Origin of the sequence: Lichenicola cladoniae, from assembly GCF_013201075.1 — a bacterium.
Classification (GTDB): Bacteria; Pseudomonadota; Alphaproteobacteria; order Acetobacterales; family Acetobacteraceae; genus Lichenicola; species Lichenicola cladoniae.
The window spans coordinates 924,969-938,514 of sequence record NZ_CP053708.1; the positions used below are offsets into that span (position 1 = coordinate 924,969).

The 13,546-nt window shown below is 64.8% G+C and carries 13 protein-coding genes; 1 reads left to right on the forward strand and 12 read right to left on the reverse strand.

What is annotated here, in order from left to right; genetic code table 11:
* Window positions 1-12: 12 nt before the first annotated feature.
* The gene (locus tag HN018_RS28420) at window positions 13-345 is read left to right on the forward strand and encodes a DDE-type integrase/transposase/recombinase (RefSeq protein WP_204259668.1); all 333 of its coding nucleotides are present in this window, start codon (window positions 13-15) and stop codon (window positions 343-345) included.
* A gap of 356 nt (window positions 346-701) precedes the next feature.
* On the opposite strand, the gene pckA is transcribed toward HN018_RS28420, so the two are convergent.
* The 12 genes from pckA to HN018_RS04180 form a co-directional block, all read right to left on the reverse strand.
* Window positions 702-2,345, reverse strand: a complete 1,644-nt coding sequence (pckA, locus tag HN018_RS04125) for a phosphoenolpyruvate carboxykinase (ATP) (protein ID WP_239479003.1) — start codon at window positions 2,343-2,345, stop codon at window positions 702-704.
* Window positions 2,346-2,373: 28 nt separating this feature from the next.
* Window positions 2,374-3,579 carry a 3-oxoadipyl-CoA thiolase gene (gene pcaF / locus HN018_RS04130; protein WP_171837453.1) on the reverse strand — a complete coding sequence of 402 codons (1,206 nt, stop codon included), beginning with the start codon at window positions 3,577-3,579 and terminating at the stop codon, window positions 2,374-2,376.
* Window positions 3,572-4,234: a 3-oxoacid CoA-transferase subunit B gene (locus HN018_RS04135; RefSeq protein WP_171837454.1), complete on the reverse strand. Its 663-nt coding sequence runs from the start codon at window positions 4,232-4,234 to the stop codon at window positions 3,572-3,574. The genes pcaF and HN018_RS04135 overlap by 8 nt, the downstream gene beginning before the upstream one ends.
* Before the next feature lie 10 nt (window positions 4,235-4,244).
* Window positions 4,245-4,925, reverse strand: coding sequence for a 3-oxoacid CoA-transferase subunit A (locus HN018_RS04140; protein WP_171837455.1), 681 nt, complete (start codon window positions 4,923-4,925; stop codon window positions 4,245-4,247).
* A gap of 173 nt (window positions 4,926-5,098) precedes the next feature.
* On the reverse strand, window positions 5,099-5,878 hold the full coding sequence (locus HN018_RS04145; protein WP_171837456.1) for an IclR family transcriptional regulator domain-containing protein: 780 nt from the start codon (window positions 5,876-5,878) through the stop codon (window positions 5,099-5,101).
* A 78-nt stretch (window positions 5,879-5,956) separates the two neighbouring features.
* A complete protein-coding gene (locus HN018_RS04150; protein WP_171837457.1) occupies window positions 5,957-6,757 on the reverse strand; it encodes a glucose 1-dehydrogenase in 801 nt (266 codons plus the stop codon).
* Between the two features lie 11 nt (window positions 6,758-6,768).
* Entirely contained in the window at window positions 6,769-7,752 is a 984-nt protein-coding gene (locus HN018_RS04155) for a zinc-dependent alcohol dehydrogenase (protein ID WP_171837458.1), read from the reverse strand.
* Window positions 7,753-7,798: 46 nt separating this feature from the next.
* Entirely contained in the window at window positions 7,799-8,800 is a 1,002-nt protein-coding gene (locus HN018_RS04160; RefSeq protein WP_171837459.1) for a Gfo/Idh/MocA family protein, read from the reverse strand.
* A gap of 44 nt (window positions 8,801-8,844) precedes the next feature.
* A complete protein-coding gene (locus tag HN018_RS04165; protein WP_171837460.1) occupies window positions 8,845-10,542 on the reverse strand; it encodes an extracellular solute-binding protein in 1,698 nt (565 codons plus the stop codon).
* A gap of 16 nt (window positions 10,543-10,558) precedes the next feature.
* Window positions 10,559-11,470 (reverse strand): NAD(P)-dependent oxidoreductase, encoded by a 912-nt coding sequence (locus tag HN018_RS04170; RefSeq protein ID WP_171837461.1) that lies wholly within the window; start codon window positions 11,468-11,470, stop codon window positions 10,559-10,561.
* 13 nt (window positions 11,471-11,483) lie between these two features.
* Complete coding sequence (locus HN018_RS04175) at window positions 11,484-12,371, reverse strand: intradiol ring-cleavage dioxygenase (protein ID WP_171837462.1); 888 nt, start codon at window positions 12,369-12,371, stop codon at window positions 11,484-11,486.
* Window positions 12,372-12,380: 9 nt separating this feature from the next.
* Complete coding sequence (locus HN018_RS04180; RefSeq protein ID WP_239479005.1) at window positions 12,381-13,463, reverse strand: maleylacetate reductase; 1,083 nt, start codon at window positions 13,461-13,463, stop codon at window positions 12,381-12,383.
* Window positions 13,464-13,546: the final 83 nt, after the last annotated feature.

Here is a 13,546-nt window from a genome sequence, read left to right on the forward strand (position 1 = left end):
GTAGGTGCGCACGTGCTGCACCCGCCCCCACACAGGACCTCGAAGTTCGCCGTCGTACACCTGGCAGGATCAGCCGATCGCCAGAGTGCCTTGGCGTTGCTGGAAACCGTGATCAAGGCCGTGCCGTATCGCATCCACACCGTGCTGGCCGATAGCGATATCCCGTTCTGCCACCCGCCTCGCTACCGATCAGGGCCTATCGTGCGGTTCGGAATGCATCTGTTTGACCGGCTCTGCCGCCAGCCCGATGTCGAGAACAGGCTCACCAAGCCGAACCACCCCTGGACCAATGGTCAGGTCGAGCGAATGAACCGCACCATCAAGGATGCGACCGTCGAGCGGTAGCACGCCGCCAATCATCAGCAGCTGACGGCCCATCTCGAGTTTTTCGTGGCCGCCTACAATCCCGCTCGCAGGCTCAAGACACTGTCGGGTTTTACCCCGAACCAGCGACCCGGACGCGGTAGATCTCCGGCAGGGCAGGATGCAGGCGGGGCATCCCAGGTGACGCTTGGAAGAGCGCCGCCTCCAGCCGAGAACGTCGCACCTCGAGCTGCTGCAGCCTTCGGCAAAGCGCACGCTGTGATAGAAAGCGGCTTGGTAGTCAGACGGTGCCCAACGCGGAGTTCATGAACGGGAGGAGATTATCCGGCAATCACATTGATCGACGCAGCTGCCGGACCCGAAAAACTTCCTGCACGTCACTGTGCCCGCTTTACCGGAGAGCCTCGGATTATCTCGTCGCGGACCGACTCGCTGACGGATGTCGCGAACTGCTCGAAATTCTGCTCGAACAGGCCGGCAAGGGATCGTGCCTGCACGTCATACGCATCGCTGTCAGTCCAGGCTGCAGATGGATCGAGGATCTCATCCGGAATGCCGGCGACCGACAGGGGAACCGAGAAACGAAAGTAGCGGTCCGACCGGGTAGCCGCATCGTTCAGCGAGTTGTCGAGAATGGCATGGAGGATGGCGCGTGTATGGGACAGGGAGATCCGTCGCCCGACGCCGTAGGCACCCCCGGTCCAGCCGGTGTTCACCAGCCAGCAGGTCGCGCCACTGTCCCTGAGATAGTGGCCGAGCAGATCCCCGTAGATCTCCGGTGCCCGCGGCAGGAAGGGTGCACCGAAGCAGGTGCTGAAGGTCGCCTGCGGGTGGGCGCCCATTCCCTTCTCGGTGCCGGCGACGCGCGCCGTGTAGCCGGACAGGAAGTGGTACATTGCCTGGTCGGGTGAAAGGCGGGCGACTGGCGGCATGACGCCAAAGGCATCTGCGGTCAGCATGATCACGTGCCGGGGTGTGCCGCCTCGGCCATTGGCCTGCGCGTTGGCAATAAAATCGAGTGGATAGCAGGAGCGGGTGTTTTCCGTATGCGTCTTGTCACCAAGATCGAGCGTGCCGTGATCGTCGGCGACGACATTTTCCAACACCGCGCCGAACCGATGCGACGCCTGCCAGATCTCCGGCTCGGCCTCACGCTGCAGGCCGATGACTTTGGCGTAGCAGCCACCTTCAAAATTGAAGACGCCGTGCGGGCTCCAACCATGCTCGTCGTCACCGATCAGGTCGCGCGACGGATCGGATGACAGGGTGGTCTTGCCAGTACCCGACAGGCCGAAGAACAGTGCGACGTCGCCCGCCTTGCCGACGTTGGCGGAACAATGCATCGGCAACAGCCCCTTCTCGGGCAGCAGCCAGTTCATGACCGTGAAGATCGACTTCTTGATCTCGCCGGCATATTGCGTTCCGGCGATGACGACGAGCTTCTGTGCGAACGACAACGCGATCACCGTCGAGCTGCGCACCCCGCAACTTGCAGGATCGATCGCGAGGTCGGGTGCATGGAGAATGACGTAGTCGGGCGCGAAGTCTTCCAGTGCCGACGGCTCCGGGCGGATGAACATGTTGCGCGCGAACAGCGCGTGCCATGCATTCGTCGTCACCAGTCGGACCCGGATGCGATGCGCGGGATCTGCACCGGCGAACAGATCCTGCGTGAACAGAACCTGCCCCTGAAGATAGCCGCGCACTGTAGCGCACAGGCGCGAGAAATTGCCTTCCGACAAACGGTTGTTGACCTTGCCCCACCAGACGGCGTCGGTGGTCGCGGCCTCGTCGACAACAAACTTATCCTGGACCGACCGGCCTGTATGTTCGCCGGTGTTCGCGACGATCGCTCCATCTTCCGATAAAGTCACCTCCCCGCGCTGCAGGGCAAGCGCAGTCAGGCGCGCCGGCTTCTCGTTGGCATAGATATGCCTCGCCGCGTGCAGGCCGGTTCCATCCAGGGCGTCGGCAGACCAGGTCGCGACGTCCGGCGTGTCAAGCATGGTAACCTTGCTCATGAGGTCCTCTTCATTCCGGAGGGTGACGTCAGACGCGCTCGATCAGCGCTGCGATTCCTTGCCCCACGCCGATGCACATGGTCGCGATCGCGCGCCTCAGGCCGAGAGTTTCCAGTGCATTCACTGCTGTCAGGGCGAGGCGCGCGCCGGACATGCCAAGCGGATGGCCGAGGGCGATCGCGCCGCCATGCGGGTTCACGTGGGCGGCATCGTCCGGCAGGCCGAGTTGCCGCAGCACCGCCAGCGACTGGCTGGCAAACGCCTCGTTCAACTCGATCAGGTCGATATCCCCCAGGGCAAGGCCGGTTCGTTCGAGCAGACGCTGGACGGCCGGAACAGGGCCGATCCCCATCACGCGCGGCTCGACGCCAGCGGTCGCCATCGCGACGACCCGTGCCCGCGGTGTCAGCCCGTGGCGCCGTGCGCCCGCCTCCGTGGCCAGGATCAGCGCGGCCGCACCATCATTCAGGCCGGACGCGTTGCCGGCGGTCACGGTGCCACCGCCCGGGCGGAACGGCGCGCGAAGTTTGGCCAGCCCCTCAAGAGTGGTATCGGCACGCGGGTGCTCGTCCACACTCACGATGTGTTCGCTTTTGCGCGTCTTCACCGTGATCGGCGTGATCTCGCGGGCGAAGAAGCCGGCCGCCTGCGCCGCCGCGGTGCGCTGCTGCGACCGGTAGGCGAACAGATCCTGGTCCTGACGGGAGACTTCGTATCGCTCGGCAACGTTGTCGCCGGTCTGTGGCATCGTATCGACGCCCCAGGACGCTTCCATCGCCGGGTTGATAAAACGCCAGCCGAGCGTCGTGTCCTGGAGTTCGGCCTGGCGGGAAAAGGCTTCGGTCGCCTTGCCCATGACGAACGGCGCGCGCGTCATGCTCTCGACACCGCCGGCCAGAAGCAGATCGCCCTCGCCGGTGCGAAGCATCCGGGCCGCCGTTCCGACCGCATCCAGGCCCGAGCCGCACAAACGATTGATCGTCGAGCCGGGTGTGCTGACCGGATAGCCGGCCAACAGCACCGCCATGCGGGCGACGTCGCGATTATCTTCGCCGGCCTGATTGGCGCAACCAAGATAGCAATCGTCGACAGCATTCCAGTCGACCTGGGCGTTCCGTTCGCGCAGAACGCGAAGCGGATGCGCCGCGAGATCGTCGGCGCGAACGTCGCGCAGCGCACCGCCGAAACGGCCGATCGGCGTGCGGGTGAAGTCGCAGATGAAGGCCTCAGCCATCGATGCTTTCCTCCAAGTGCAGAAGCGTACCGGTCTTGTCCTGAAGCTCCTCGAACGACAGGCCGGGCACCATCTCGCGCACGAGGAAGCCGTTGCCGGTGACGTCGATCACGGCGAGGTTGGTGTAGATGCGGCTGACCGCACCCAGGGCGGTCAGGGGATAGGAACAGCGGTTGACGAGCTTGGGCTGCCCATCCTTGGTGGTGTGCTCCGTCACGACCCAGATCCGCTTGGCGCCGACAGCCAGATCCATCGCGCCGCCCACGGCGGGTGCGGCATCCGCGGCAGAGGTCGCCCAGTTCGCCAGGTCGCCGTTCTCCGCGACCTCGAACGCACCCAGGACGCAGAGATCGATGTGACCGCCCCGTATCATCGCAAAGCTGTCGGCATGGTGAAAGAACGAACCGCCCGGAAGCAGCGTCACGTGCTGCTTGCCGGCATTGATCAGCCAGGGATCCACCTTGTCCGCCGCCGGTGCGGGTCCCATGCCGAGAATACCGTTCTCGGAGTGCAGCACGACCTCCCGGCCCTCGGGAATATAATCGGCGATCAGGGTGGGAATGCCGATCCCGAGGTTGCAGTACCACCCTTCGGCGATGTCCTGCGCGACGCGCGCGGCCATCTGCTTGCGGGATAGCGGTTGATGGTCACTCATCGCGCCCTCCTTACCCCTGCGGGTCGCCATAGGGGACATGCACGACCCGGTTCACGAAGATCCCTTGTGTCACGATCGCCTCGGGGTCGAGTTCGCCCAATTCGGCGAGATGCTGGGTCTGCACGACCGTCAGTGCCGCTGCCGTCGCCATGACCGCATTGAAGTTGCGGCCACTCTCCCGATAGACGCAATTGCCCCAGCGATCCGCGCGCCACGCCTCGATCAGTGCAACGTCGGCGGGAAGCGCGTGCTCGAGAATGTAGAAGCGCCCGCCAATCTCGCGGCTTTCCTTCTTCTCGCCGAGTTTCGTGCCGTAGCCGGTTGCCGTGAAGAATGCCGGGATACCCGCTCCTGCGGCCCGGATGCGCTCGGCGAGAGTACCCTGTGGAACGATTTCGAGTTCCAGTCGGCCGGACTTGAAGAGATCCTCGAACACGACCGATCCCGACGAGCGCGGGAACGAGCAGACGATCTTCCGGACGCGCCCGGCCTCCATCAGCTTGGCGAGGCCGACACGGCCGGTGCCGGCATTGTTCGCCACGATCGTCAGATCGCGTGCGCCCTGCTCGATGAGCGCTTCGATCAGAACATTCGGCTGCCCAACCGCGCCGAAGCCCCCGATCATGATCGTCGAACCGTCGGCGATGCCATCCAGGGCCGCCGCGACGTCGCGCACGCGCTTGTCGATCATCCGCTCTCCTTCTTGCCGGTCTTCATTGTAAACCCGGCAATACAAGTTTATGTGCGCCTAACGCACATATGGTCGCCTTGCGCACATTATCATCGAGATCTTCTGACGGATCAAGTCAACTATTGATGTCGACTGACCCAATCATCTGTAAGGCTCGGTGCGTGGCGCGACTGTCAGACCGCTCCGCGCATAGTTGCGGGCGAGATCAGGTCGGCTGCCGCATGAAGTGCCGGCAGAAGCTTCTCAATCAAGGTATCCCGGCTGGTCCTGATAGTCTGCGTGCTGACGTTGAGCGAAGCTGCCACGCTTCCGTCCGGCCGCCTGACGGGCACGGCGAGGGAGCGAAGCCCCTGCTCGAGTTCCTCGTCGAGAAGGCAGTAGCCGTCCCGTTCAACACAATGCAGCAGGTCCAGGAGCGCCGTGCGGTCGACGATCGTCTTTGGTGTCCGGGCGACGAGTGCGTCCGGGAGATGCGCTTGCCTTTCCCGCTGGGGCAGCCCGGCCAGCAACACGCGTCCCATCGAGGTGCACCAAGCCGGGAGGCGCGATCCGACCGTCAGATCGAGGGCGACGATCCGTCTGGCTTCCGAACGGGCGAGATAAACAATGTCTTGTTCGACCAGCGCCGCCAGGGAGAAGCTCTCGCCGAACGTCTTGCTTAGCCGGTCGAGGATGGGCTGCGCCAGGCGTGGAAGCGGTCTCGACGCAAGGGGTGCCGCGAGCGTCAGGACCTTCGGTGTCAGCCTGAAGCTGCGCTCGTCTTCGATCAGGAAGCCCTTGGCCGCGAGCGTCAACAGCGAGCGACGGGCACTGGCGCGGGTAGTGCCGGTCCGACGGGCCGCCTCCGCAAGGGTGATGCCGTTCGGGCTCTCCGCACAGGCCAGCAGCACGTCGAGGCCACGCGCAAGCGCATCCACAAAGTCGCGGTTCTTACCGTCTTCCGGCTTATCCATCCTCCGGGATGCTTACACGGGCCGGGGGGCTTGCCAAGCAAGTGCCCCGGCCGGCCCGTCAGCGGCAACCGATCCCGATCAGACCAGCACCATTCCTCCATCGAACATCAGGATCTGGCCGGTCATGTAGTCCGATGCGCCCGACGCCAGGAATGCCGCCATACCGACAAGGTCGTCGGGCATCGCCGGCCGTCCCATCAGGATGCCGCTCGAAAACGAGTCCATGAACTCGCCCTTCTGCTTGATCACGCCCTTGCCGATCATGTCGGCTTCGAGCTTGTCCCAGAGCGGCGTCTTGACGACGCCCGGGGCGAAGCCGTTCACGGTGATGTTGTGTTTCGCCAGCTCTCTGGCTCCGGCCTGCGTCAGGGAAATCACCGCGGCCTTGCTCGCGCAGTAGGGCGCGAATTCCGGATAACCCTGCCGGCCGGCGATGGAGGCGGTATTGATGATCTTGCCGCCTCGGCCTTGCCGGATCATCTGCTCGCCCGCCACCTGCATGCCGATCAGGACGCTCAGCGCGTTGACGCGCATGATCGCCTCGAAATTTTCGGTGTCGATCTCGAAGAACGGAACGGGCTTGTTCATGCCGGCATTGTTGAAAAGAACGTCGATGCCGCCGAACCGCTCGACTGCCAGCCGGATCAGCCGTTCGAACTGAGCGCGGTCGGAGACGTCGGTCGTGACCGCCAGGGCCTCGCGGCCGTCCTCGCGCAACTCGGCTGCCAGGGATTCCGCACGGGCCTCGTCGAGATCGGCGATCACGACACGCGCGCCGCCTTGGGACAGGGATCGGGCGAAGGCGGCGCCGATACCCTGCGCGCCGCCGGTGATGATAATGACGCGCGGGTCCGCCGGCCTGGTTTCGAGAGTTGCCATGATGCCCTCTGTCACGCGTTGACCATGGTGATCTTGATGCAGTCCGCCGGGTGCTGTCCGATCCGGAGTGCTTCCAGCCCCTGTTCCAGCGGGAAGGTGTGGGTGCGGATCGGGGACAGGTCGATCCCGGTCCGGTCCAGGAACCTGATCGCCGCAGGCCAGACGCCGGGCGAGCCGATGCAGCCGCGAACGGTCAGGTTGCGCATCTGGATGTTGCCGAGATGGCTGGCGACCTTCCGGCCGATATTGATGCCGACCATGGCGACGCGTCCCTCTTCACGCGTCATGTCAAAGACCGCGCCGAGCGAGGAATCGTGTCCGGAAGCCTCGATGACCAGATCGGCGCCGGAGCCGCCGGTGGCGTCCAGGATCGCCTTTACCGGGTCGCCGGCGGTGGGATCCACGGCCATGGCTGCGCCAAGCCGGGTCGCGACCTCGCGACGGTGGGCGAGCGGGTCGATCACGATGGTCCGCGCGCCGCTGCCGATGGCCGCCGCAGCCGCCATCAGCCCGATCGTGCCGCCGCCGGAAACGACGACGGTTTCGCTGGCATTGGTGCCGCCGGAGCGCTGGATCGCATAGTAGCCGCAGGTGAACGGCTCGATGAACGACGCGGTCAGGTCGTCGACGGTGTCCGGCAGCTTATGGAGCCATTCGGGACGGACGGTGAAGAACTGCCGGTAGGCGCCATTCAGCGAGAAGCCGAAATGATGCACCCGATCCGGCAGCCGCACCACGCATTCGCCGACCACGCGGTCGCCGGCGGCAAAGCCGGATATCGAGCGGCCGACCGCGGCGACGCGGCCCGACCACTCATGTCCCGGCACGACCGGATACGAGATGGGAATGATGTAACGGCCCCCGAGAAGTTCGTAGTCGGAATGGCAGATACCGACAGCGGCCATCTCGATCAGGATCTCGTCTGCGGCCATTTCGGGCTGCGGTACGTCTTGCAGAACCGGACGCTCGGGCGCTTCAAAGGATAGGGCTTTCATGGCAACGTTCCTCGTTATTTAATTAGGTTCTTTATTTGGTCGGTGGTCAGGCAACGACCTCGAGAGCGCCGGTCCGGCATGATGTCACGATCGATTCCAGCAGCGAGATGTTGTCGATCATCTGCTCGCCGGTGATCGGGTAAGGGGCTTCGCCCCGGACTGCCCTGGCGAAGGCTTCGAGATTGGCCAGCACCGGCTCCGCCTTGCCGACGTCCTCGGTGCGGATCGGAGCACCCGTGCTGCCGGTGGTCACGATCCATCCGTCCGGTGATTCGACATGCGCGCGGTCGCGGACGTCGATCCAGCCCTTGCTTCCAAACACGGCGAAACGCGACACGAACGGGGTCGCCAGCGTCGCCGAGACATAGGCGGTGGCGCCGGCCCGGAACCGGATATAGGCGCTCATCGTGTCTCCGGACGGAAGCTCGGAGACGAGGTTCTTCGAGGTTGCCAGTACGCTTTCGGCGGGCCCGAGCAGAAGTACCGCGAGGTCGGTCAGGTGGATGCCGGTCGCCGTCATGCCGCCTGCCGGCGCCTGATCGGTATGCAGCCGCCAGTTCGAGGCGTCGAGGCTCAGGAACTTGTCGTGACTGAAGTTGGCCTCGATCTGCAGCAGCGTTCCTAATTCACCGGACGCCGCCGCCGCCAGGATGGCCGCGATCGGCGGCTCGAAACGGCGTTCGTGCCCCATTCCCAGCACCAGACCGGCGTCGCGGCAGAGCTGGACCGAGGCGGCGGCGCCGGCGCGGGTGAGTGCCAGCGGCTTTTCACAGAAGACGTGCTTGCCGGCGGCGACGCAGGCGGCGATCTGGTGTTCGTGCAGGCTATGCGGTGTCGCCAGGATCACCGCCTCGGTGTCCGGGCCCAGCAGGTCGGCAAGATCGGAATAAACGTCGATGCCGGTTCCTGCCAATGCATCGCGCGCTGCCGTCGTTTCCGGATCGGCCACCGCGACAAGCCGCAGTGCCTGCGATCGTGCGCGGATGAGATCCGTCATCTTTTTGCCCCACCAGCCGAAGCCTGCGAGCGCTACGTTGACTGGTTGCATATGCGACCTCCTTCTTGACGATGGCTGGGCCATCCGGTGCAGTTTTAGGCGTGACCCGATGCATGATGCCGGACGTCTGCGGGCCGGGAATGCAGGCGGTCGAACCCCTTCTGGATCGCGGCGAGAGCGGCGCGATCCGTCTTGCGCCGGGTCAGGGCGTCATGAATCTCGGCGCCGACGATCGCCTCGATCGCGGTGTAGTTCGGGATCGCGGGCCGCGCCCAGGCATCCAGCATGTTCTTGCCGGCCGCCTTCTCGACGAAGCTGACAATGGAGGACGACCGCATCACTTCCGGGTCGGAAACCACGCTGAACCGGGGCAGAAACGGGAAGCCGTTCTTGACATGGCTCCTGACCGAATCCGGCGTCATCATCCAGGCCATCGCTTCGACGGCGGCACGAAGTTGGTCCTCGGGCAGGTTGACCGGAATGGTCAGCACAAACCCGCCGAGTGGCGCCGTGCTTCGTCCGTGCGGGCCAGCCGGATGGGTGAGATAGGTGACGCGCCGCTTGACCCGCGAGCGCGTGTCGTACTCGAACCGCGCGCACCGCATGCTCCAGCAATAGATCATGGCGGCATCGCCACGCAGGAAGATGTCGAAGCTCGATTCCCAGTCCAGCGCGGTGACATCCGGCGGCGAAATCTCGACCAGCCGGTGCATGTAGTCGAGCACGCGAAGCCCCGCCTCGACCGGAAGCTGCGGCACCGCGTCCGGCTCGGATGCCTGGCTGCGCGGAACCAGATGTTCACCGCAATCGGACAACAGGAACAGAAACGTCGAGGCGATCGGCATTCCGCGCGCCGCGTTCCAGACGATCCCGTAGCGGCCATGGTTCGGCGCATGCAGGGCGCGGCCGACCTCGATCACCTGGTCGAAGCTGGCCGGCGCCGACAGGCCTGCATCCTGCAGCAGGTCGCGGCGCACCGCGAGGGTCTCGATCGTGCAGTACACGGGTATGCCGTACTGCCGGCCGCGATACTGACCCGCCGCCCAGAAGCTGTCGTGGAAATTATCACGGTTGAGACGAAGCGATGCGAGCTCGTCGTCGATCGGACGGATCAGCCCCTTGCTGGCGAATTCACCGACCCAGGGAATGTTCAGCGCGGTCAGGTGATAGCGCGAGACCCGCTGCTGCGCATTCTCCAGCGTAAGCTTGTAGAGCTGCGGCAGGCGCGCCAGCTCGATATCCTGTCGCGAGCCGAAATCGTTCCTGAAATCGCCCCAGAGATTCTGCATCGCGATGAAATAGTTGTCGTCGGCGAGTAGGAAGCGCATGTCCGAGCGATTGCTGCCGTGCGTCGGCGCCAGCGATGCCGGACGCTGGACCGGACTGGCCGACGGGGCGCCGAAATAGTAATTGTCCGGCTCCTCGCCGTCCGCGCGCCGGCCAAGGGTGGCGGCGAGGATCGCTTTGACCTTGAGCAGATAGTCGTCGAACCGCGCCACCAGCTTTGCGCTGGGATGCAGGGTGAAGGACTTCCCGGTCGTGCCGCGACTGACCCTGTCGATCATGCCGGCGGCGATCAGCTCGTCGAGCTTTCGCATCGCGGTCGTGTAGGGGGCGTAGCCGGCCTGTGCGAGAGCCGACATGGTGACGACATCTCCTGTTATCTCCGCGCGAACCAGATGCTGCAGAATCAGGTTCGCGGGATCGCCGTGCGAGTCCGGAAATAAGTCGCGCCATGGCCCGCGCAACTGTTCCAGCACGTCGAGCAGACGAAGCCGTTCGAGATCGTTCACCCGAACACCTGTATTTTCACGGCGTGTGTGTTTGCCGCGTTTCCGGCAGCCCGGCCTGGGCCTCGTATTGCTGGAGCAGGGCAAAGAAATCGCTCTGGCCCAGGCCTTGTGCGTTCGCAGCCTCGTATTGCTGACGGATAAGCGCAGTCAGGTAGATCGGCGATGCGGTATCGCGCGCAGCGTCGACGATGAGGTCGAAATCCTTGATCATCTGGGTCACGGTAAAGGCTGCGGTGAAATCGTGCCGCTCCAGCATGTCGCGCTTATAGGCGACAAGCGGACTGTTGACGACGCTCTCGCCGATCACGTCCAGCATCGGGCCGACCGCAAGACCGCCTTTCTGGCCGAAGGTGAGGGCTTCCGCCACCAGGGCCGAGGTGGCACCGACAAGCATGTTGATGACGAGCTTGAGGGTGCGAGCCTCTTCGCCTTCGCCGAGATAGAAGAACCGCGACGCAAGATGCGTCATGACCGGATGCACGCGGTCGTAGTCGGCACGGCTGCCGGAAGCCAGAACGGTCAGCGTGCCGGCGGCGGCGAGCGCGGTGCTGCCGGAGATCGGGCTCCTTATATAGCCGGCGCCGGACGCGGCGATCGCGAGCGCGGCTTCCGCAGAGGCGGTCGGAGACACCGTGCTGGTCTCGACGAGGATCTTGCCCGGCTTCAGGGCCTGCCCGAGCCCGTCCGGCGCGACAAGCAGGCTGCGGAGAACCGCATCGTTGGGCAGGGAGGTGAAGACGATGTCGGCCGCCTCGACCACATCGTGCGGGCGCGCCAAAACCGAGGCGCCGGCGTCGCGCAGCGCATTGCATGCTTCCGGTGCGACATCGTGGACATGCAGCGTGTAGCCGGCCTGAAGCAGGCGCGTCGCCATCGGCGCGCCCATCTTGCCGAGACCGATCCAGCCGAGTGTTGCCATTGTGCTCATGGAAGAAGCCGCCTTACAGGGTGTGGTGCGCAGATTGCAGCCGGATGACGACGTCCGTCTCATGATGCTGCGCCGGGACGCCAAAGTACGCGCCGCGTTCCGCATCGTCATGTTTGCGGAACGGCAGGACCAGCGCGTCCTTGACGCCGAACACGGCATCGCTATCGAGATACGGATCACCCTCGACGAAGATGTGTGTCGTGAGGGTCTCGTATCCTGTTGCGGAAACGATGAAGTGGATGTGCGCCGGGCGCATCGGATGCCGCTTCAATGCCTCCAGCATGCGGCCCACCGGACCGTCGCTGGGGATCGGGTAGGAGGCGGGTACGATGCTGCGGAACCAGAAGGTTCCGTCGGGGCCGGTGCGGAAGGTCCCGCGCAGGTTCATGTCCGGCTGGGTTGGATCCTGCGTGTCGTAGTAGCCGTCCTCGGAGGTCTGCCAGATGTCGAGGATCGCGCCCTCTATGGGTTTTTCATCGACGTCCAGGACCGCGCCGGAGACGACGAGGGGCTCGCCGCGACCATCGCGGGAGATGGTCTCTCCCATCTGCATGGTCGGCGCACCCTCGACATGGAAAGGCCCGAGCACGGTGGATGGGGTGGCATCCTGCACCTTGCGGTTGTTGATCGCGTCCACCAGCATCGACACGCCGAGCGTGTCGGACAGCAGGATGAACTCCTGCCGACGATCCGAGCAGATCTGGCCGGTGGCGGTCAGGAAATCGATCGCGGTGCGCCACTCCGCCTGGGTGAGTTGCAGTTCGCGCACCGCGTCGTGCAGGTGACGGACCAGAACGCTCATGATCTCGCGCAGACGCGGATCGGGACAACTGGCGTTCCGCTCGATGACAATGTCCGTCGCGGTGGTCTCGTCGAAGCTTTGGGTGGGAGCGGACATCATGTGTGTTCCTCAGCCCGCCGTGCCGGCGGAGGTGCCGGGCGCACGGCCGTGATAGGCGTCGTCGAGCAACGCGCGGATCGACGTGCGATCGAGCACACGCGGATTGGGATACGGCCTGGCCGTCGCGAGGTCGGCGGCGCGGTCGAGATCGCTCTCGCGTAGCCCAAGCGACGATAGCGACGATGGCGCGCCGATCCGCCGACCGAACTCATGCAATGCCACGGCCACGTCATCCTGGCCGAACACACGGCGCAGGACAGCGACCGCTTCGGGCGCGGCGGCCGTGTTGTAGGCGAGCGCATAGGGGAGCACCACCGAATGGGTCGGTGCGTGGGGAAGATCGAAGCTGCCGCCGAGTGTGTGGCAAAGCTTGTGATGCAGGCCCATCTCGACGGCACCGAGCGTGATACCGCAGAGCCACGCGCCGTAGAGCGCCTCGGTGCGGGCGGCGCGGTCGTCCGGACGTGCTAGGATTGCGGGCAGCGCATGCACGAGCGATCCGATCGCCGTTTCCGCCATCAGCGATATGATCGGGTTGCGGTCACGCGCGTAGAGGGCCTCGATTGCATGCGCCATCGCGTTGAGACCACTGGTCGCCGACATCGCCGGTGGCAGGCCGATGGTGTAGGCCACATCATAGATCGTGGTTTCCGGAAGCACCTTTTCGGAACGCAGCGTATGCTTCTCGCCGTCGCGCGTCTCTCCGAGGATCGGGGTCATCTCCGATCCGGCATAGGTGGTCGGGATCGCGATCTGCGGCAGGTCGGTCCGCAGCGCGATCGCCTTCGACAGTCCGGTGGTGGAGCCGCCGCCAAAGGCGATGAGCCCGTCCGACCGTCGCTCCGCAACCACTGCCATCGCCTGTTCCGTCACTGCAACGGGCGTGTGCATCGTCGCGCCGAAGAAGCCACCGCTGCTGGCATCTCCCAGGAGCGTGAGGATTTCCTGCGCCTGCGTCTGCTGCTCGGGCGTCGAGAGCACAAGTGGGCGACGCATACCAAGCCGCGCTGCCTCTTCGCCGAGCTGCGCAATTGTGCCATCACCGAACAACACGCGCATCGGCAAGCCGCTGAAGACGAACTCGGATTGCATGGGGTAATTCTTCCCTTCCCTGCGGTCGTTTCAGCCGACCTTTCCCTGCCGGCACCGGTGTCGCACATCTGGGGTGCGGCTTA

What these genes read in the sequence shown, in the direction of transcription:
- HN018_RS04140 (WP_171837455.1), bottom strand. Translation starts at nt 4,925, where the DNA reads ATGATCGACAAGCGCGTGCGCGACGTCGCGGCGGCCCTGGATGGCATC.
- HN018_RS04145 (WP_171837456.1), bottom strand. Translation starts at nt 5,878, where the DNA reads ATGGATAAGCCGGAAGACGGTAAGAACCGCGACTTTGTGGATGCGCTT.
- pckA (WP_239479003.1), bottom strand. Translation starts at nt 2,345, where the DNA reads ATGAGCAAGGTTACCATGCTTGACACGCCGGACGTCGCGACCTGGTCT.
- HN018_RS04150 (WP_171837457.1), bottom strand. Translation starts at nt 6,757, where the DNA reads ATGGCAACTCTCGAAACCAGGCCGGCGGACCCGCGCGTCATTATCATC.
- HN018_RS04170 (WP_171837461.1), bottom strand. Translation starts at nt 11,470, where the DNA reads ATGAGCACAATGGCAACACTCGGCTGGATCGGTCTCGGCAAGATGGGC.
- HN018_RS04135 (WP_171837454.1), bottom strand. Translation starts at nt 4,234, where the DNA reads ATGAGTGACCATCAACCGCTATCCCGCAAGCAGATGGCCGCGCGCGTC.
- HN018_RS04155 (WP_171837458.1), bottom strand. Translation starts at nt 7,752, where the DNA reads ATGAAAGCCCTATCCTTTGAAGCGCCCGAGCGTCCGGTTCTGCAAGAC.
- HN018_RS04160 (WP_171837459.1), bottom strand. Translation starts at nt 8,800, where the DNA reads ATGCAACCAGTCAACGTAGCGCTCGCAGGCTTCGGCTGGTGGGGCAAA.
- HN018_RS04180 (WP_239479005.1), bottom strand. Translation starts at nt 13,463, where the DNA reads ATGCAATCCGAGTTCGTCTTCAGCGGCTTGCCGATGCGCGTGTTGTTC.
- HN018_RS04175 (WP_171837462.1), bottom strand. Translation starts at nt 12,371, where the DNA reads ATGATGTCCGCTCCCACCCAAAGCTTCGACGAGACCACCGCGACGGAC.
- pcaF (WP_171837453.1), bottom strand. Translation starts at nt 3,579, where the DNA reads ATGGCTGAGGCCTTCATCTGCGACTTCACCCGCACGCCGATCGGCCGT.